At 40.4% G+C, this 19,130-nt stretch carries 16 protein-coding genes; 11 read left to right on the plus strand and 5 right to left on the minus strand.

All coding sequences use genetic code 11. The features are described from left to right. The first annotated feature begins 5 nt into the window (after positions 1 to 5). Positions 6 to 767, plus strand: a complete 762-nt coding sequence (locus PTET_RS12790; protein ID WP_096038736.1) for a substrate-binding periplasmic protein — start codon at positions 6 to 8, stop codon at positions 765 to 767. Here the strand turns inward: PTET_RS12790 and PTET_RS12795 are convergent. Further along, positions 764 to 1,174, minus strand: a complete 411-nt coding sequence (locus PTET_RS12795; RefSeq protein ID WP_096038737.1) for a nucleotide triphosphate diphosphatase NUDT15 — start codon at positions 1,172 to 1,174, stop codon at positions 764 to 766. The genes PTET_RS12790 and PTET_RS12795 overlap by 4 nt on opposite strands. Positions 1,175 to 1,426: 252 nt before the next feature. Between PTET_RS12795 and PTET_RS12800 the strand changes: the two genes are divergently transcribed. Together PTET_RS12800 and PTET_RS12805 are read left to right on the plus strand one after the other, a co-directional pair. After that, positions 1,427 to 3,316 (plus strand): AMP-binding protein, encoded by a 1,890-nt coding sequence (locus PTET_RS12800; RefSeq protein ID WP_096038738.1) that lies wholly within the window; start codon positions 1,427 to 1,429, stop codon positions 3,314 to 3,316. 119 nt (positions 3,317 to 3,435) lie between these two features. After that, positions 3,436 to 4,704 carry a mechanosensitive ion channel family protein gene (locus PTET_RS12805; RefSeq protein ID WP_024601319.1) on the plus strand — a complete coding sequence of 423 codons (1,269 nt, stop codon included), beginning with the start codon at positions 3,436 to 3,438 and terminating at the stop codon, positions 4,702 to 4,704. Positions 4,705 to 4,706: 2 nt separating this feature from the next. Here the strand turns inward: PTET_RS12805 and PTET_RS12810 are convergent, their stop codons facing one another. Continuing rightward, complete coding sequence (locus PTET_RS12810; protein WP_024601320.1) at positions 4,707 to 5,591, minus strand: LysR family transcriptional regulator; 885 nt, start codon at positions 5,589 to 5,591, stop codon at positions 4,707 to 4,709. Between the two features lie 110 nt (positions 5,592 to 5,701). Here PTET_RS12810 and PTET_RS12815 point away from each other — a divergent pair, with 110 nt between their 5' ends. Both PTET_RS12815 and PTET_RS12820 read left to right on the plus strand, forming a co-directional pair. After that, positions 5,702 to 6,844: an alkene reductase gene (locus PTET_RS12815; RefSeq protein ID WP_174818636.1), complete on the plus strand. Its 1,143-nt coding sequence runs from the start codon at positions 5,702 to 5,704 to the stop codon at positions 6,842 to 6,844. 257 nt (positions 6,845 to 7,101) lie between these two features. Beyond that, positions 7,102 to 8,289 carry a GGDEF domain-containing protein gene (locus PTET_RS12820; protein ID WP_231893602.1) on the plus strand — a complete coding sequence of 396 codons (1,188 nt, stop codon included), beginning with the start codon at positions 7,102 to 7,104 and terminating at the stop codon, positions 8,287 to 8,289. Between the two features lie 70 nt (positions 8,290 to 8,359). On the opposite strand, the gene PTET_RS12825 is transcribed toward PTET_RS12820, so the two are convergent. After that, entirely contained in the window at positions 8,360 to 8,887 is a 528-nt protein-coding gene (locus PTET_RS12825) for a hypothetical protein (protein ID WP_096038740.1), read from the minus strand. 290 nt (positions 8,888 to 9,177) lie between these two features. Between PTET_RS12825 and PTET_RS12830 the strand changes: the two genes are divergently transcribed. After that, complete coding sequence (locus PTET_RS12830; RefSeq protein ID WP_024601432.1) at positions 9,178 to 10,518, plus strand: L-cystine transporter; 1,341 nt, start codon at positions 9,178 to 9,180, stop codon at positions 10,516 to 10,518. A 315-nt stretch (positions 10,519 to 10,833) separates the two neighbouring features. Next, positions 10,834 to 13,101, plus strand: coding sequence for a catalase/peroxidase HPI (gene katG / locus PTET_RS12835; protein ID WP_096038741.1), 2,268 nt, complete (start codon positions 10,834 to 10,836; stop codon positions 13,099 to 13,101). A 58-nt stretch (positions 13,102 to 13,159) separates the two neighbouring features. On the opposite strand, the gene PTET_RS12840 is transcribed toward katG, so the two are convergent. Beyond that, positions 13,160 to 15,040 (minus strand): MFS transporter, encoded by a 1,881-nt coding sequence (locus tag PTET_RS12840; RefSeq protein ID WP_096038742.1) that lies wholly within the window; start codon positions 15,038 to 15,040, stop codon positions 13,160 to 13,162. Between the two features lie 226 nt (positions 15,041 to 15,266). Here PTET_RS12840 and PTET_RS12845 point away from each other — a divergent pair, with 226 nt between their 5' ends. From PTET_RS12845 to PTET_RS12855, 3 genes are all read left to right on the plus strand, one after another. Next, the gene (locus PTET_RS12845; RefSeq protein WP_016900498.1) at positions 15,267 to 16,046 is read left to right on the plus strand and encodes a DUF2189 domain-containing protein; all 780 of its coding nucleotides are present in this window, start codon (positions 15,267 to 15,269) and stop codon (positions 16,044 to 16,046) included. A gap of 177 nt (positions 16,047 to 16,223) precedes the next feature. Further along, positions 16,224 to 16,643, plus strand: a complete 420-nt coding sequence (locus tag PTET_RS12850) for a CBS domain-containing protein (protein ID WP_016900499.1) — start codon at positions 16,224 to 16,226, stop codon at positions 16,641 to 16,643. 164 nt (positions 16,644 to 16,807) lie between these two features. Beyond that, the gene (locus tag PTET_RS12855; RefSeq protein WP_096038743.1) at positions 16,808 to 17,170 is read left to right on the plus strand and encodes a DUF2237 family protein; all 363 of its coding nucleotides are present in this window, start codon (positions 16,808 to 16,810) and stop codon (positions 17,168 to 17,170) included. Between the two features lie 33 nt (positions 17,171 to 17,203). Here the strand turns inward: PTET_RS12855 and corA are convergent, their stop codons facing one another. Next, on the minus strand, positions 17,204 to 18,160 hold the full coding sequence (corA, locus tag PTET_RS12860; RefSeq protein ID WP_016900502.1) for a magnesium/cobalt transporter CorA: 957 nt from the start codon (positions 18,158 to 18,160) through the stop codon (positions 17,204 to 17,206). Between the two features lie 348 nt (positions 18,161 to 18,508). Here corA and dps point away from each other — a divergent pair, with 348 nt between their 5' ends. Beyond that, positions 18,509 to 19,033, plus strand: coding sequence for a DNA starvation/stationary phase protection protein Dps (gene dps, locus PTET_RS12865; protein WP_016900503.1), 525 nt, complete (start codon positions 18,509 to 18,511; stop codon positions 19,031 to 19,033). Positions 19,034 to 19,130: the final 97 nt, after the last annotated feature.

Below are 19,130 nucleotides of genomic sequence, written 5' to 3' on the forward strand. Positions count from 1 at the left end.
TATTTATGCGTTTGCGTATGATGTTAACTGTTTTTGTATTGGTTTTTTATAGTGCGGCCTGTCACGCAAACCCGGTTACCTTCATCGCTGAAGATTTGCCCCCTTATCATTTTAAAAACCCTCAAGGTGAAGCGCAGGGTGCCTTAGTAGATATCGCTAAAGCAGTATTAAAAGGCACGGCTTTAACAGCAACGTTTGAAATAATGCCGATGGCGCGTATGTTTCAACAACAACAAGCCAATCCTAATGCCATCATGCTGTCACTGTTAAAAACACCAAACAAAAACAGCCAGTTTAAGTGGCTGGGAAAAGTGTATTTTGCAGATGCATACCTAGTAAGTTTACGCAGTCATAACGATGAAGTGATTCACTTAAACTTTGCCAAAGAATACAAAGTAGCCACTATTCGCGGTTATTCTGCACAAGCTTATTTAGAAGCTCAAGGCTTTACTGAAAGTGAGAATCTAGTCTTAGTGAGTTACTACCAGCAGCTATGGAGAATGCTGTATAAAAATCGTATCGATTTTGTGGTGACTAACACCCTCACTCTTGAAAACGAGTTAAAGCGAGCAGGGCTCGACCCAAGCTTAATTACTAAGCGTATACACTTAGATGAGCTACCTTCTTCTCTTCACTTTGCAGCAAGTAAGCAGCTTAACCCGCAAACAGCGAAAATTATTACTGATAGATTAAACGCGATAAAAGAAAGCGGTGAATACCAACAAATTTTAAATAAATGGCAACTCCCTATTCCAACGCGTCTTTAGTATTGAGTAGGTAAAACGCCTTGCGTTAAGTAATTTTTCAAAGAAGTAAATAAAGGTGAAGGTAAGTTATTAATATCGCACCAACGCCACTGTAAACATTTGTTAGGCTCTTTATTCACAGGCTCGCCACCTTCATACTTTGCCCGTACATATAAAGTAATATAGTGCTTGTTCTCGGCGCTAAATATATCGTTGGTAAAATCGAGTTTACGAATATTAGTAACAGTAAGCCCTGTCTCTTCTGCTACTTCGCGCACTGCACATTGCTCAACCGTTTCACCAAATTCTAAATGCCCCCCAGGGGTTGCCCAGGTATTTGCACCATGTGCGCCTATTCGCTCACCGAGTAAAATTTTATTATCATGCATTACTATCACTGCAACGCCTACTCTGACAACTTGACTCATTATTACCACATTAAATAGTTCATCATTTTTATATGTTACCTCATTTAAATCATCAAACTAGTCGTTAGTTCGTTATAAACCATAGCGTTAGCTAAAAACCACATAACCCGTTCATTATTTAACCGACCATAGTCGAATATCACTCCTGATAAAAAGCGCTTAGTTTTAAGGTCTGTTGATCTTTCAAGCTTTAATTTGCAAAGGTCAACAGACCCTAAATAAAGTTATATTAAATTTTGCTCAGGAGCCTTTATGTCAGGTGAATACAAACAACATTACAACGAGTTTAAACAAAACCCGGCAGCGTTTTGGTTATCGCAAAGTAAACGCCTCCCTTGGTACCAGGCTCCCGAAACAGCTTACACACAAGATGAAAACGGTTTATATCACTGGTATGCCGACGGCCAACTTAATAGCTGCTTTTTAGCGGTAGATCAGCATGTTATTGCAGGCCATGGTGATGAAACAGCGTTAATTTATGACTCACCCGTAACCAATACCGCGCGCAGCTACAGTTACTTTGAACTGCAACAAGAAGTCGCTAAATTCGCAGGAGTAATGCAGTCTTTAGGCGTAACAAAAGGCGACCGCGTGGTTATTTATATGCCCATGATCCCCGAGGCCGTAATTGGTATGTTAGCCTGCGCCCGCATCGGCGCTATTCATTCGGTCGTATTTGGCGGGTTTGCAGCGCATGAGCTTGCCGTAAGAATTGATGACGCCAAGCCTAAGTTAGTACTCAGTGCCTCTTGCGGTATAGAAGTGAATACCGTAATTGAATACAAAGAGTTACTTGATAACGCGCTCGAATCAGCCTCTTATAAAGTAGAACATTGTATTATTTATCAGCGTGAGAAAGTAACTGCACCACTTATGCCTGAGCGTGATATTGACTGGGCTGTTGCAATGCAAACAGCTACTGGCGTTGATCCTGTTCCGGTAAATGGCGATCACCCGCTTTATATTTTATACACGTCAGGCACAACGGGTACTCCCAAGGGAGTTGTTCGTGAAAATGGCGGCCATGCCGTTGCCATGCATTACAGCATGGAAACCGTATACGGAATGAAACCCGGTGACGTGTTTTGGGCCGCTTCGGATATTGGTTGGGTTGTAGGCCATTCGTACATAGTGTATGCCCCGCTTATGTACCGCTGTGCCACTATTTTATTTGAAGGTAAACCAGTTAGAACCCCAGATGCCAGTGCATTTTGGCGAGTGGTTGAACAGTATAAAGTAACGGCTTTATTTAGCGCACCGACAGCCTTTAGAGCGATAAAAAAAGAAGATCCCAATGCCGATGGGTTTAAACAATACGATACTTCAAGTCTGAAACGCTTGTTTTTAGCAGGCGAGCGCTTAGATCCTCCCACCTACGATTGGCTCAAAGAAAAAACAGGCCTACCTGTGCTTGATCATTGGTGGCAAACCGAAACTGGTTGGGCGATAGCCTGTAATCCTGTCGGCATTGAGCACCTACCTACAAAAGCAGGCAGTTCAACGGTTGCGACTCCTGGGTTTGACGTACGTATTTTAGATATGAATGGTGACGAATGCGCCCCCAATGAACAAGGTGCAGTCGTTATTAAACTGCCTTTACCGCCAGGATGTTTACCCACTATTTGGCAAAATACCGAACGCTTTAAAGCCGGTTATTTAAGTGAATATGAAGGCTATTATCTTTCTGGCGACGGCGGTTATATTGATGATGATGGCTACCTATTTATTATGGGCCGCACCGATGATGTGATTAATGTCGCGGGGCATCGTTTATCAACCGGTGAAATGGAAGAAATTGTAGCCGCTCATCCCGCGGTTGCTGAATGTGCCGTATTTGGTGTTAATGATGCGCTCAAGGGTCAAAACCCCATGGCCATGGTGGTATTAAAAAATGATTTTCATGGCTCGCATAAAGAAGTAGAGCAGCAATTGGTGCGAACCGTGCGTAATCAAATCGGCGCTATTGCGTGTCTTAAAAATATTATGTGTGTAGAGCGCTTACCAAAAACACGCTCAGGTAAAATTTTACGCAAAAACTTACGTCAACTTATTGATGGTGAAGAACTACAAATTCCATCAACCATTGACGATCCGAGTATTTTTGAGGAGTTAACTCTGCAACTTGCTGAAAATAAAATATAAATATTATTTTTAAAACGTCTATTTAAGCGCGGCTTAAATAGACTTTTCTCGCCCCATCTGCTTAACTAGATTTCATTAAATAGATGAAACTCACGCAAATAAATCTCTTGGGAATATAAATGACTGAAATACGATCGCAGCTGCGAGAATTTTTACTGCAATGGTTTAGTCTTTATTTTCCTGGGAGTGCGCATTTATGGTACAACATATTAGTACTGTGCTGGGTTGGCTTATTTGCGCTCATATTGCACCTCATCTTAAGGTCAGTTTCAAAACGACTACTTAAAGGCCGCTTTAGTGATAAAGTTGTTCAAACCGATACCCACACGCCTGCCGACTTAGCGCTTAAATTAACACGTAATATTTCCTTTGTTTTACAAGGTGCTGTGGTTGTTATACAAGCTAGGCTCTGGGTTCCAGAAGGAACGGCTTTTTTACATATCATTGAGATGTTTACTGATCAGTGGATCATTTTATTTGCACTGCTCTCGCTGTTTTCTATGCTCAATATTTTTCAAGCAATATCTGACAGGCAACCCATTGCAGCTCACTTTCCATTACGTGGTTTTTTACAAACAATTAAACTGATCGCCAGCGTATTAACCGGTATTTTAGCGATTTCATTATTAATGAATAAATCCCCGTTAATATTACTCAGTGGTTTAGGTGCGCTATCGGCTGTACTGCTACTGGTGTTTAAAGACGCTATTTTAGGGCTGGTGGCCGGTATTCAGCTTTCAGCAAACAATATGCTTGCGGTTGGTGATTGGTTAGAAATGCCCAAATACGGCGCAGATGGCGATGTGATTGATATAGCCTTGACCACAGTTAAAGTAAGAAATTGGGATAAAACCATTACCACTATTCCAACCTATGCGCTAATTTCTGACTCATTTAAAAACTGGCGCGGTATGTCAGAATCCGGTGGGCGGCGCATAAAACGGAGTATCCATATAGAAATGAGCAGTGTGCGCTTTTTAGATGAGCAAGAAATCACCGCGCTGAAAAAAGCAGATTTATTAAGTCACTACCTCGAAATTACCCTACCGGTTATCAACGAGCAAAATACCACGAAAAAAATAGATATGAGCTGTACGTTAAATGGTCGTCGGCTCACTAATGTTGGCACATTTCGTCATTATTTAGTCGCGTTATTAAAACATCACCCACATATTCATCAGGGAATGACACTGATGGTAAGGCAGCTAGAGCCAACTAAAAATGGCTTACCCATTGAGATTTATGCATTTACCAATACAACTAATTGGGGTGAGTATGAAAATATTCAGTCAGATATATTTGACCATATATTAGCGATATTACCCGCCTTTTCGTTACGTGCCCATGAGGCACCAACAGGGAACGATATTCGTCAACTAATTAAATAGTACTAAATCCGTTTTAATTGCGCTATTAACCACTGGTGAATATCGCTGTTATTTGAACGTGGATGCCACGCTGCAATCACCTTAAATGGCGGTGGTAATAATTCAACTTCAAGCTGTTTCACTTTGGCGTTTGGCAGTAAACGCGATGGGTAAAAAGCAATTAAGTCAGTACTGCAAAGCAAATCGGGGACAAATGAAAAGCCAGGCACTGACATAACAATATTGCGCGCATAACCCTTATCAGCAAACCATTGGTCGTGAGAGCCTCGTAAGTTAGCACGTGACGCTGAAACCACTAATTGAGGGTGTGCGGCCACTTCAGCAAGGCTCAACGTCGATGAAGAAAACACCGTGTTTTTCCCCGCAATACAAATATGTTGTTCTTCAAATAATGTGTCATAGATTAAGTTTGCAGGGATAAATTCAGGAAAACTAATTAATAAATCCAGCTCTCCTGCACTTATTAATTGATTAACATTATCAGAGGCAAAGTCACGAATAATCAGCTTTAATCCTGGCGCTTCGCGTCTTGTTATTTCTAATAATTGTGGCAAAAGAGCTGCTATAGCGTAATCAGTCGCACTTATTGTAAATACGCCCTTGTAGCTACTTGGGATAAATTGTTTAGGTATTAATAACGCTTCTACCTGAGTTAATATTTGATTAATGGGCTTCTCTAGTGCAATTGCTTTAGGTGTTGCAACCATTGTATTGCCTTGGCGAATAAAAAGCCGATCGTCAAATAAGTCACGCAATTTTCGCAGCTGCTCACTAATAGCCTGCTGGGTTAAGCCCATTTTGCGCGCCACATCCGACACATTTTTTAGTTTAAGTAATGCACTCAATATTCGTAATTGTTTTATATCAAGCCGAGATATACCATTCATAATTGTATCTTAAACAAAAAAGCATTGTTTCAAATTGTACCTTTTAATCCCTATGCTCACCAGCATTGTAATTGGCGCTAAACAGCATTATTAATTTAAAAGGTATTAAAATGAGTCAACCAAGTAAAAATATCGACAGTCTATTTTCATCAATCAATTTAGGCCCATACACACTTAAAAACCGTATTGTAATGCCGCCACTTACACGTTCACGTAGCACGGTTCCTGGCAATATCCCCAACGAGGTGATGGCCACATATTATGCACAGCGTGCTAGTGCTGGTTTTATGGTTACCGAAGGCACTCAAATTGAACCAAGAGGACAAGGGTATGCCTGGACACCAGGCATTCATTCTAATCAACAAATAGCTGGTTGGAAAAAAGTAACTGATGCAGTACATGCAGAAGGTGGAATTATTTTTGCTCAACTTTGGCATGTTGGCCGCGTTTCACATACTAGCTTACAGCCTAATGAAGCCAAACCTATTGCCCCCTCAGCTCTAATAGCTGATAGCGTTAAAGTCTTTATTGAAACAGGACCGGCTCAAGGCGCTTTAGCCGATCCAAGTGAACCACAAGCTTTGACAACCGATGAAGTAAAAGAGCTTGTTGGCATGTATGCACAAGCTGCCCGTAATGCGCTAGAAGCGGGGTTTGATGGTGTAGAACTGCATTGTGCTAATGGGTATTTAGTAAATCAGTTTATTTCTGAGCACACCAATAAACGAGATGATGAATACGGCGGATCTCTTACTAATCGCCTGCGCTTTTTAAAAGAAATTGTCGCGGCAGTAAGTGACGTAGTAGGCCCTGAGCGCTTAGGGGTTAGATTTGCGCCCTTATTTAGCAGTACTGATGAAACCCGTGTTTATTTAGGGTTAGTAGAATCAGACCCACACCATACCTACATTGAAGCGATTAAAGTACTTGAACAAGCTGGTATTGCCTACCTTTCAATTGCAGAAGCTGATTGGGACAATGCCCCTGATTTACCAGAGCAATTTTATCAAGCAGCTAGAGCTGAATTTTCTGGGCGTATTATTTACGCTGGTAAGTACACTGTTGAAAAAGCGGTGGCGATGTTAGTTAAAGGCTACGGTGATTTATTTGCTTTTGGTCGCCCTTTTATTGCAAACCCTGATTTACCAGCGCGCATAAAAAATCAATGGCCATTAAATGAAGCCGATGCAGCCACTATGTATGGCGGGACTGAGCAAGGTTACAGTGACTACCCTTACTACAAAAACGATTAATTAATAGGCCATGGATGGCCTTATTCAATGTTTAAACGCTTTTTACATCGTCTCCCACCTTGTTGAATTTAATCTGCTCACTATTTTTACATTTACTAAAATGTCATACATTTGGTTAAAAAATGTCGATAAAAAACATTAAAATTAGTTTTAAAGTATTGTTTTTAAATAATTAACAAGCATTAAAGTAGTAATATTTTTTATATATCAATACAATAAGCTTTTATTTTTTTAGGCATCGGTCTTTGGAGCATGGGTTGTTAAAATTAGCAGGAGTTAAATCAACTTCTTTGAGTCTTTTAGCCGTGTGTGGATTATTTTTGTTATTAACTCAATTTCAAACCCAATGGCAAAGTAAGCTCTCTCTTATTAATAATCTTGTTTATCCATTACTGATTATTACCGCTATATTTGCCACTCAGTTTAATCGAAGTCGAGTTGCTATTTTGTGCGCGTTTTGGTTACTTTATTTATGTTCACTTGAGTATGCTTTGCCCTGGTCAAGTTGGCTTAAAGCGCAATCTGATTGGGTTTTACTATGCGCTGCAAGTTTATTAATGTTGTTAGCCGTGATAAAAGATCGCGCACTTTTATCAATACACACTGCGACCCGAACCTTATTAATTATTCTATGTGGCGGCGCAGCATTTGCGTGGCTGGCACTGAGTCTGCATTTACAAGGGCTATCATTACAACCTTCTGTTTATACTCAACTGCTTCCTTATTTACCCATAGCTTTACCACTGTCGCTCATTGGCAGCTTACTCATTTGGCAAAGCGTAAGAACACATAACCTGACGCAAACGGCGTTACTCATCACTTTTATTGTGTGGTGCCTTAACCAACAACATGTTATTGATTTTCCTTGGTCTGTCATTGCTGTACTTATGGCTTCTCTGTATTTATTAGCGGTGAGTACCGACTCTTATTATTTAGCTTACAGAGACGATTTAACGAGCTTACCAACGCGCCGCGCACTTAATCAGCTTGCTCTATCATTAGGGCGAAAATACACTGTTGCTATGCTCGATATTGACCACTTTAAAAAATTCAACGACACCTATGGCCATGATATTGGCGACCAAGTACTTAAGCTAGTGGCAGCAAAAATGAGTGGCGTTAAAGGGGGTGGCAAGATTTACCGCTATGGCGGAGAGGAATTTACCGTTGTATTTCCAAGAAAAACAGCTGAGCAGTCAATTCCTGAACTAGAAACACTGCGTCAAAATATTGCAACTTACGACATGGTGATCAGAAACCCAAAACGCACAGATAAAAAATCTCGCAAAGGTAAACAGCCAAGCGACAATAAAACGGTGAACGTGACTGTTTCTATTGGCGTAGCACAAAGAACAGCAAAACAAAGCTTTGACGAGGCTTTAAAAAATGCTGATTTAGCGCTTTATAGAGCTAAAAAGAAAGGCAGAAACAACGTAAGCGAATAATGCTTTTATAACGTGGCACGCTAACGTTTAGTTATAGCATGCCCAAAGGCATGCTAACTTTACCTGCAACCTATTGCTTTTCAATCACCGCTTTTAAATTATTTAACGCAGAGACCGAAAAGCCACGGTCGTAAAAGTAAATAATTTTGCCACTCTCATCAAGCAGTATTATGCGGCTGTTATTCGGGTTTTCGTTACCAGTAAATGCTTGAACCTTATCGCCATCTTTGTAAATTGTGATCACCCCACCCCACAACTCTTTTGGGATCCCTTTGCGCATACCGCTATCGATTAAGGTACTAAACATGCGAGGAACCATACCCTGAATAGTGGGCAACTCATAAGCGGTCACATTCACTGCGCTCATATCTAAACCAATAAGCCAACGATCAATATCAAACTGGCTATCTTGTTTATAACCAATTAACAGCAACGTATTGGGGTTGTTAAAGTCCTCAGGAATGGTGAATGACTTTTGCTCTAAGCTTTCTCCCGTCACAGTAGGAAATTGCTTACCAAGTAGTGCTTGGTTTGGGTATTGGGTTGAACACCCACTAACCACTAAAACCATCACCAGTGCCATTATTGCCTTTAACATACCTATACTCCCTTTTTAAATAAAAACTAAAGTGAACAAATTAATTTATTACTACGTACTAGGGTTACGATTTTATTTGTAGTTAAGATCTTACTTTCATCTAGTAAACGCCATAAATTAAAGAAAATACAATCATATGGGTTAATTTTTTCAACAATGCGCTCATTCGTTATACTTTAATATTATTACTATATTCATTTTAATTCTATACCATAGCGAAAGCGTATTTTGTTAACGTCTTACAAAGCGTTAAAGTGCCGCGCTAATTCACAGCTATAAAAGAGGGTACTATGTCGCTTGCTGTATTATTAATGTTGGCATTATTTGTCGGTTTGCTGTTCGCGATTTATCTTTTTTCGCAAAAAAGCAGCTCTTTATCTCGTACCGTTTTATTTGGCTTAGTGCTTGGTAGCACCTTTGGCTTAGCCCTACAGTTTTTGTTTGCCCACTCTCCAGAGACGATTAAAGAAATACTCAGCTGGGTAAGCGTGGTGGGTAAAGGCTATGTCGGTTTATTAAAAATGATCATCATGCCATTGGTATTAATTTTTATGATTGCCGCAGTGGTAAAGCTCGAAAACCAAGGCTCTTTAGGTAAAATATCATTTATTAGTATTTCTGTTTTACTCTTTACCACAGCAATTGCCGCTTTGGTGGGTATTGCTGTCACCTATGGATTTGACCTCAGTATTGAAGGGCTTGTTTCGGGTACCCGAGAAGCCGCTCGAATGGACACCCTACAAAGCAAAGCTGCGAATGTAGCCGACTTAAGCGTGCCGCAAATGCTACTGAGCTTTATTCCTGAAAATCCCTTTGCTGATTTAAGTAATCAACGTTCAACCTCTATTATTGCCACGGTTATATTTGGTGTCCTTGTTGGTATAGCTGCACGTAAAGTAATGCTGGAAAAAACAGAACTTGCCAGCCCAATTCGTAACGGTGTAAACGCCCTACAAGCTACGGTAATGAGCTTAGTTCGCATGGTGATTGCACTAACGCCTTATGGTGTTGCGGGCCTAATGGCAAGCGTCGTGGCAAACTCTAGCAGTAACGATATTTTAAATTTACTTGCCTTTATTGTTGCCTCGTATGTAGCTATTTTATTGATGTTTGTTGTGCATGGCTTATTGCTTAGCTTTGTGGGTGTAAATCCAAAGCATTATTTTGAAAAAATCTGGCCAGTACTGACCTTTGCATTTAGCTCACGTAGCTCAGCGGCCTCCATTCCTATGAATGTCGATGTGCAAATTAACCAGTTAAAAGTACCTCCGGCAATTGCAAACTTATCGGCTTCTTTTGGTGCCACTATTGGTCAAAACGGCTGTGCTGGTATTTATCCTGCGATGCTCGCAATGATGGTTGCGCCAAGTGTGGGGATAGACCCACTTACATTTGAGTTTATTTTACCGCTAATTGGCATTGTGGTTATTAGCTCGTTTGGTATTGCAGGTGTTGGTGGTGGTGCTACCTTCGCAGCGTTGGTTGTATTGCCTACCATGGGATTACCTATAGAGGTTGTGGCTTTACTTATTTCTATTGAACCCTTAATAGATATGGCACGCACAGCACTCAACGTATCGGGCTCTATGACCTCAGGTGTGATCACCAGTAAATTAATGAAAAATCAATAACACAGATTTTAATCTAATAGCCCAGCCTACGCTGGGCTTTTTTATGTCTGCCACTTTCAAAGCTCTTTAGTGATTTGTTTATTTAATCATTTAACTTTAATAAATCATTTTTATAGATTGTATCAATCGGTTTATTTCGCACACGGTTTTTAGCCCCTCTACTATACTATTCGCACTGCTTAGTCATTCAAGCTTTGTAAACAACAACTTGAATGGAGTAAAAGCTCACTAATTTTTAAATTATTAGATTCTATTTTTAATAATAGTAATACGCTTTGTATATAACGAAATTCGTTAACTTTAAGGAAGCTGACAATGAAAAACCGATCATTTACTAAAAAAGCACTTGTTGGATTTATAAGTATGGCACTTATGTCTGGCTCTGCTTTTAGCCAAGAAAAACCACAAATGTCTAAGCCACAAGGTGCTGTTGGCATGGGTGAGGCAAAAATGGGTGCAACCAGAACCAACCAATTTTGGTGGCCAGATCAACTTAACCTATCTCCTCTTCGCGATCATGATCTACGTTCAAACCCTTACGGTAGTGACTTTAATTATGCAGAGGCATTTAACAGCCTAGATTTAGACACTGTAAAAAGTGATATCGACGCTCTGCTAACCCAATCTCAAGATTGGTGGCCGGCAGATTTTGGTAACTATGGCCCATTTTTTATTCGTATGACTTGGCACAGTGCAGGTACCTATCGTACGCTTGATGGCCGTGGTGGCGCTGGCGGTGGTCAACAACGTTTTGAACCGCTTAATAGCTGGCCAGATAACGTAAGCTTGGATAAAGCGCGCCGTTTACTTTGGCCAATTAAACAAAAATACGGTGAAGCCCTTTCATGGTCAGACTTAATCGTATTAGCCGGTAATGTTGCCTTAGAAAACATGGGGTTTGAAACCTATGGTTTTGCTGGTGGTCGTACTGACGATTGGGAACCAGACATGGTTTACTGGGGTCCTGAAGTAGAAATGCTTGCCAGCGACCGTGAAGATGCCAGCGGCAAACTAGAACGCCCGCTAGGTGCAACTCACATGGGTTTAATTTATGTAAACCCAGAAGGGCCTAAAGGAGTACCTGATCCTATTGGCTCAGCTAAGAACATTCGCGTTGCGTTTTCTCGCATGGCGATGAACGATGAAGAAACCCTAGCACTTATCGCCGGTGGTCACACCTTTGGTAAAATGCATGGTGCGCACAAACCTAAAGACTGTGTGGGTGCAGAGCCTGCTGCAGCAGGTATTGAAGAGCAAGGTTTAGGCTGGAAAAACAAATGTGGTAAAGGTCACTCTGAAGATACTGTATCTAGTGGTTTAGAAGGCGCATGGACACAAGCACCTACTCGCTGGTCATCACTGTACTTAAGCAACCTACTTAACTTTGAGTGGAAACAAACTCGCAGTCCTGCTGGCGCTATTCAGTGGATCCCAACAGATGAATCATTACATAAGTCAGTACCTGATGCGCACGTCAAAGGTAAATTTAACCCACCGGTAATGACCACTGCCGATTTAGCGTTAAAATTTGATCCTGAATATCGCAAAATTGCTGAACGCTTTTTAAATGACCCTAAAGAGTATCAACTAGCCTTTGCTAAAGCCTGGTACAAATTAACTCACCGAGATATGGGACCACCACGTAACTTTTTAGGTAAAGAAGTACCAAAAGAAGACTTAATTTGGCAAGACCCTATTTCAGCAGAGACTAAATCAAACATTGATGCTGGTGCAGTAAAAGAGCTGAAAGCTGCTATTTTAGACTCGAACCTAAGTGTACCTGAGTTAGTACGTGTGGCATGGGCATCGGCTGCCAGTTACCGTGATTCAGATATGCGCGGCGGAGCCAATGGCGCACGTATTGCGCTAGCACCACAAAAAGATTGGGCAGTAAATAATCCAGCAGAAACCACAAAGGTACTTAAAGTATTAAAAGCGATTCAAGCTGACTTTAACGACAGCTTATTTAGCAAAAGCCATGTATCGCTTGCTGATTTAATTGTACTTGGTGGTAATGCAGCGATTGAAAAAGCAGCCAAAGATGCAGGCTACTCAGTAGACGTGCCGTTTAATGCTGGCCGTGGCGATGCTACACAAGCACAAACTGATGTTAATGCATTTAGCTTATTAGAGTTGCCTGCCGATGGTTTTAGAAACTATTTTGATGCAGAGAAAAGCTATAAATCACCAACAGAAATGCTGATTGATAAAGCGGATCAGCTAGACCTAACAGTCCCTGAAATGACTGTATTAGTCGGTGGCTTACGCTCACTTGATGCAAACTATAAAGGCACTGACTACGGCGTATTTACTGATAAGCCAGGCACTCTAAATAACGACTTCTTTGTTAATTTATTAGATATGTCGACGGTTTGGAAAAAGTCATCAGATGCGGGGATTTATCAAGGCTTTGATCGTCAATCAGGTGAGCAAAAGTACACAGCCACTTCAGTTGATCTGATTTTTGGTTCAAATTCAGAGCTGCGTGCAGTTGCTGAGGTGTATGCCTTTGATACATCAAAGCAAAAGTTTGTAGAAGACTTTGTTGCGGCATGGACTAAAGTAATGAACTTAGACCGTTAATAACCATTAAGTAATACAACCATAGCGCTGCAATTAATTGCAGCGCTTTTTTATTAAGCTACTTTAAAGCAACCACTCGCTCGCGCAAATCATTGGCATTAACCTTCTGTGCAGCCACCATTTCACCAATAGTCACACTGACCAACGACCACTTTGGTCTAGGCAATCGCCACTTTGTTTTTCGACTAAACATACTGCCCCATAGTCCATCTAAATGAACAGGAATAACAGGCACCGGTGTGCGCTGAATTATTTTTTCAATGCCACGGCGAAATACATCAACTTCGCCATCTCCACTGAGCTTGCCTTCAGGAAAAATTCCCACCAGCTCTCCACGCTCTAGTGCCTGAGCGATATCGTCAAAGGCTTTATTAAACGCCTTAGGATTTGCTTTTTCGCTATCAATTGGAATGGCTTTGGCCATTTTAAACAACCAATTAAGTGCTGGTGAATAATAAATAGGGGCAAACACGACAAACCGAATTGGCCTAGGTGACGCGGCTAAAATAAACATCCAATCAACAAAGCTAACATGGTTACTCACCACCACGGCAGCCCCATCATCGGGCATATTAAGCGTTCCCTTAGTGCGTACTCGGTACATGCAAATCGCTAGAATATAAATAATAAAACGTAAGAAAAACTCAGGCACTTTGCTATATATGTACAGCGATATCAGTAAATTAAGCCCTGCTAATAACAACAGTAATTGTGAAATCTCCCAGTGTAAAAGCGTTAGGGTAACAATACTTAAAACAGCGCTGCCCACCATAAATAAGGCGTTTAGTACATTATTGGCAGCAATCACTCGTGAACGGCTATCTGGGTGAGTACGCTGCTGAATAAGTGCATACAGTGGCACCGTATAAAAACCCGCCGCTATACCAATACCAGCCATCCAAATAAAGTGCCAGAGCATATCGCCGGTATTAATCACTTGTTCAAGGGTAAGCAGCGATTCATTAGTTTGGCGATAAAACTCAATGCTTGGCTCTTGGCTTAATAAATATAAAAACAAGCTAATTAAAAGCGCCCCAAAAGGCACAATGCCTAACTCAATACGTGAGCGCGATAGCTTCTCACAAAGTAAAGACCCCAATGCAATACTCAACGAAAACACCACTAAAGCTGAGGTAACCACCAGCTCATCGCCTCCCATTACATGTTTTACATAGTTAGGAAGCGCGGTTAATATCACTGCACCAATCAGCCAAAACCAGCTGATCCCCAATACTGATTTACCCACTGACTCGGTTTGTGTGTTAAGCACATTAAATACACTTTTGGTCGAGGAAATAGGATTAAGCGATACCTTTAAATTAGCATCATTCGCGGCACTTTTTGGTATAAAACGACTACTCAAATAACCAATAACCGCCAAGCTCACTATCGCGATACTGATATAAACAGGGCCTGCAACTTGGGTTATATAATAAGTGCCAAATACGGTGCCCAATAAAATAGCCACAAAGGTGCCAGATTCAACTAACCCATTAGCTTTGGTTAATTCATGAGGAGCCACATGCTGCGGTAAAATAGAGTATTTAAGTGGCCCAAAAAAAGTGCTTTGTAAACCCATTAAAAACACAGTACCCAACATTAACCAAACCTGCTCGGTTAAAATAGATACCACGCCCACCAGCATTATTGGAATTTCGCAAAACTTTACGATGCTGATCAACTTTGATTTTTCCAACTTTTCTGCAATTTGACCAGCCATGCCCGAAAATAAAAAGAATGGCAAAATAAATAATCCCGCAGCCACGTTAGAATAAAAAGCACCATCGGCCACCGTAGCAGCCTGAAAAATTAAAATAAGGAGGATTGATTGCTTGTAAACATTGTCATTTAAAGCGGAGAAAAACTGTGTCACAAACAGAGGTAAAAACCGTTTACTGCTCAGTAAAGCTCCTTGATATTGTTGTTTATTTTCCTTCATTACGGTCTCTTAAAATTAGCTACAGCGTTTAGATTACCACTGTGTAAAAGAAATACGAACCCACTTTTTTAAGTACGTGCTCAAAAATATACCTAATCGCTAACACGCAATAAAAATGATTAACAAATGAACAATGCAACTAAATCTTGCGTATAAGTTGTTTATGAGTTGTAAATAAAACATCTATGTTCTAAAACTAAAAGGTGACTAAAAAAGGAGCATCTTTATGCCAACTACAAACACAATAGAAAAAGACACCAAATTCGCACGTTGTTTAGAGTGCAACAAAGTAAATACATTTGCCGCTTTTCATTGGCTTTCGTTAGCGTTTAAGGATATGGCGCGCGCGCCCATGCTGAGCTTAATTTACGGTTTAATCTTCACACTTATTCCCGTAGCGATTGTTTACTCTGTTGTACTTACCGACAGCCACCTTGCCATACTGCCAGCCACGGTTGCATTTGCCTTAATAGGTCCTGTGTTTGCGGTTGGTTTGTACGATGTGGCTTGGGAGCTTGAAAAAGGCCATAAACCTACTTTAAGCCATTCATTAAAATCGATGTTTCGTAACCCTGTAGGTGAGTGGGGTTTTGCCGTGTTACTTATGGTAATTATGGTTATTTGGATGCGCTTAGCTGCAATTGTTCATGCATTGTACCCAAGCCATGCAAACCCAACATTTGAAGAGCTTTCGGCGTTTTTAACCATAGGCAGTATTATTGGCGGTATTTTACTGGTTAGTGTGTTTTCAATTTCGGCATTTACCCCGCAAATTATGATGGAAAGACGCGTTGATATAATGACTGCCGTGGTTTCTTCAATACATGCAGTTAAAGAAAACTTTGCAGCCATGCTGGTGTGGTCTATTTGTATATTTGTACTTGTGGCACTGGGCTTTGCTGCGGGTGCCGCTGGATTCATTATTATTATGCCACTACTTAGTTACGCTAGTTGGCACGGTTACATTGCGGTTATTAAAACTAAAAAAGAACGTGGTTACGAATAACATTCACCCATAGTCATTTTTTATCACTTAATAAAACGCTTTAGGGTGTTTTATTAAGTGATGCCTGTTTCCCTCCTGTGAATTAAATCTGCAAAAACCTTGATCTCAATAAGGTGCAAAGCTTAAAAAGCGCGCTAATATAATGTGATATACCACACGCTTTATAAAGGAATAAACATGAGTCAAAACGTTGCAGACTTAATGACACCTAACCCATTCTCAGTGAATATAAAAAGTACTTTGCACGACGCACATAATTTAATGAAAGAAAAAAATGTTCGTCACATTCCCGTTATCGACGAAGATGGCGCATTTGTTGGCATGCTTACGCAAAAAATTATGGTTGCCAAAGTAATGGGGATCATGGCTACTTTTGGCGCAAATGCATTACAACGCAAAGAAAAACTCACAAAAGTAGAAGATATTATGGTGAGTGACTTTATTAGTGTTACTCCAGCCCAGCCATTATCAGATGTGGTTAAGTTTTTTGTAGAGAATCGCCATGGCTGTATGCCTGTGGTTAGTGAGCAAGGTCAGCTGGTAGGTATTTTAACCTCTTCTGATTTTGTGCGCTTAGCTGCGGCGCTATTATCTTAACTTAATAGCACAATAAAAAACCTGCGTTTTGAATTTACTCAAAGCGCAGCTATTTTATAAACAAATACCTACCCAGAAGCCTCTTCGCATATAGCTAAGTCACTAACAGCCTGTTATGGTAAGCAGCTCTTTTCAGCAGTTATCACTAAAAGGTAATTTGTTATATGGCTAATCAATTAAATGTACTGGGAACTCGCCTACAACTATGTTGTGGCAATGGCGGCTATACTCGCGAAGGGTTTTGCTATGTGCCAGATTCAGACTTTGGTAATCACAGTGTGTGCGCCATTATGACCGACGAATTTTTGCAATTTTCTAAGGCGCAAGGTAACGATTTAATTAGCCCTAATCCTTTATATGATTTTGCAGGCTTAAAAGCTGGCGATAAATGGTGCTTATGTGCGATTCGTTGGTATCATGCCATTGCTGCAAATGTTGCTCCTCCTGTTGTACTTGAAGCAACAAACCAAAAAGCGCTAGATATTATTCCCCTTGAAATATTAAAAGCACATCAATATACCGGGTAATGATTTGAGCGCTCAGCTTGCAATATTAAAGTATTATAACCACCCTTTATGTTTAAAAAATAAATAAGGGGCAAAGCCCGACAGCAACATAATGCCAATTGCAAATGGATAACCCCATTCCCATTGTAGCTCAGGCATTATATTAAAATTCATACCATAAACACTAGCCACTACTGTAGGCGGTAAGAAAACCACTGAGGCAATAGAAAAGGTTTTAATAATTTGATTTTGTTCAATATTAATAAAGCCTTGTGTTGAATCCATCAAAAAGTTCACCTTGTCGAACAAAAAGGTACAGTGCGACATTAAAGTTTCTATATCGAGTACAATTTCTCGAAGAGATTCGCGCTCGTCATTTTGCGCGCCTATACGGCGTATTAAAAACGAAATATTGCGTCGCGTATCCATTAAACATAAACGCACTTTACCATTAGCATCTTCTAAGCGAGCTATGCGACCAACCGCCTCTTCTAAGTCTGAGTTATCTTCTTCAAGTACATAAGCACTGAGCTTCTCTAATTGATGATGCATGTCTTCGAGCATATCCGCGTGGTTTTCAACTTTTTGATCAAATAAAGTGATTAATAATTGTTTTGCTGTATCGCATGCCACCTGACCTTTGCGCGCTCTTAAGCGCAGTAGTCTAAAATCAGCCAATTCCTCATCACGAATAGTAAGTAAGCAATTGTTTTGCAACAAACAAGCTACCGTTACAGTATTAAATCGCCCTTCATTAGGTGACATAAACAATGCATGCACATGTAAACCTTCATTATCGATAAAGCACCTTGACGACGTTTCAATCTCTTCTACATCTACCGAATCTGGAAAAGTTATATTGAGCGTTTTTGCAAGCGCATTTTGCTCCTGCGGTGTTGGATTAATAGTATCAATCCAATGTGCATTCTTTATGGATACTTCAACAGGGGTATCAGGTAAAGGCGCTAACTCTTTGATCACTCCTTGCTCGATGGAAAAAAACCTCAACATACACTTCTCCTTTAATGAATCTTTAAGTTGAGTATATGTAACAGGACATTAATCAACAATGATAATACCTTCATTATAACCACTATAAAGGGCACGCTATTCGCTAACACTTTAAAGTACTGCTGTTTTGCAGAATTTACAAAAAAGTGCATATTTTTCATATGCACTTAATCTTACTGCTTTATCAAGTACTATAAATAAAAATTAAACTGCTATTTTTCAGTTAGTTAAAACTATATCACTATCGGCATGACGATTGCTTCTATAAATACAAGAGGTGTTCGTTATCGCAATTTAAATACTCACTAGAGTAAAGCGAGCACTATTTTTGAAATAGTAGGAGGAATCATGAGTAACAGTAATAATGCAAATAAAGTCGCTGAATTTACCGCTCCCGGTGTAGAAAACGAATCAGCAAATAAAGCAATATCTGTACTAGAAAATCGCATGGTAGCGCTAATTGATTTACAGCTAACTTTAAAACATATTCATTGGAATGTAGTAGGTCCAAACTTTATTGGCGTACATGAAATGCTAGACCCACAAGTAGAAACCGTCCGTGAAATGACCGACACCATAGCAGAACGTATTGCCACTTTAGGCGGCGTCCCAGTTGGCACACCAAAATCGATTGTTGAGCGCCGTACATGGGAAGATTACGCCATAGGTAAAGGCTTAGTAACTGAACACTTAGCCGCATTAGACAAAGTATATAACGGCGTTAACGGTGATCACCGTAAAGCCATAGAATCACTTGCTGAGCTTGATCCGGTATCTGAAGATATGATCATTGCGCAACTTGCAGAGCTTGAGCAATATCAGTGGTTTGTTCGCGCCCACATAGAATCATCTACTGGTCAATTGAACAGCTAATTTTTAAAGCAGTCATTTGACTTACAAAGCCCAGTAACTTGCTGGGCTTTTTTGTTTTTAAACTATATTCCTCTTATTAATACACTAGAAATCCCCC

The organism is Pseudoalteromonas tetraodonis, from assembly GCF_002310835.1.
Lineage (GTDB): Bacteria > Pseudomonadota > Gammaproteobacteria > Enterobacterales > Alteromonadaceae > Pseudoalteromonas > Pseudoalteromonas tetraodonis.

What these genes read in the sequence shown, in the direction of transcription:
- PTET_RS12840 (WP_096038742.1), bottom strand. Translation starts at nt 15,040, where the DNA reads ATGAAGGAAAATAAACAACAATATCAAGGAGCTTTACTGAGCAGTAAA.
- PTET_RS12790 (WP_096038736.1), top strand. Translation starts at nt 6, where the DNA reads ATGCGTTTGCGTATGATGTTAACTGTTTTTGTATTGGTTTTTTATAGT.
- PTET_RS12845 (WP_016900498.1), top strand. Translation starts at nt 15,267, where the DNA reads ATGCCAACTACAAACACAATAGAAAAAGACACCAAATTCGCACGTTGT.
- dps (WP_016900503.1), top strand. Translation starts at nt 18,509, where the DNA reads ATGAGTAACAGTAATAATGCAAATAAAGTCGCTGAATTTACCGCTCCC.
- PTET_RS12810 (WP_024601320.1), bottom strand. Translation starts at nt 5,591, where the DNA reads ATGAATGGTATATCTCGGCTTGATATAAAACAATTACGAATATTGAGT.
- PTET_RS12825 (WP_096038740.1), bottom strand. Translation starts at nt 8,887, where the DNA reads ATGTTAAAGGCAATAATGGCACTGGTGATGGTTTTAGTGGTTAGTGGG.
- PTET_RS12850 (WP_016900499.1), top strand. Translation starts at nt 16,224, where the DNA reads ATGAGTCAAAACGTTGCAGACTTAATGACACCTAACCCATTCTCAGTG.
- PTET_RS12830 (WP_024601432.1), top strand. Translation starts at nt 9,178, where the DNA reads ATGTCGCTTGCTGTATTATTAATGTTGGCATTATTTGTCGGTTTGCTG.
- PTET_RS12855 (WP_096038743.1), top strand. Translation starts at nt 16,808, where the DNA reads ATGGCTAATCAATTAAATGTACTGGGAACTCGCCTACAACTATGTTGT.
- katG (WP_096038741.1), top strand. Translation starts at nt 10,834, where the DNA reads ATGAAAAACCGATCATTTACTAAAAAAGCACTTGTTGGATTTATAAGT.
- PTET_RS12795 (WP_096038737.1), bottom strand. Translation starts at nt 1,174, where the DNA reads ATGAGTCAAGTTGTCAGAGTAGGCGTTGCAGTGATAGTAATGCATGAT.
- PTET_RS12815 (WP_174818636.1), top strand. Translation starts at nt 5,702, where the DNA reads ATGAGTCAACCAAGTAAAAATATCGACAGTCTATTTTCATCAATCAAT.
- corA (WP_016900502.1), bottom strand. Translation starts at nt 18,160, where the DNA reads ATGTTGAGGTTTTTTTCCATCGAGCAAGGAGTGATCAAAGAGTTAGCG.
- PTET_RS12800 (WP_096038738.1), top strand. Translation starts at nt 1,427, where the DNA reads ATGTCAGGTGAATACAAACAACATTACAACGAGTTTAAACAAAACCCG.
- PTET_RS12805 (WP_024601319.1), top strand. Translation starts at nt 3,436, where the DNA reads ATGACTGAAATACGATCGCAGCTGCGAGAATTTTTACTGCAATGGTTT.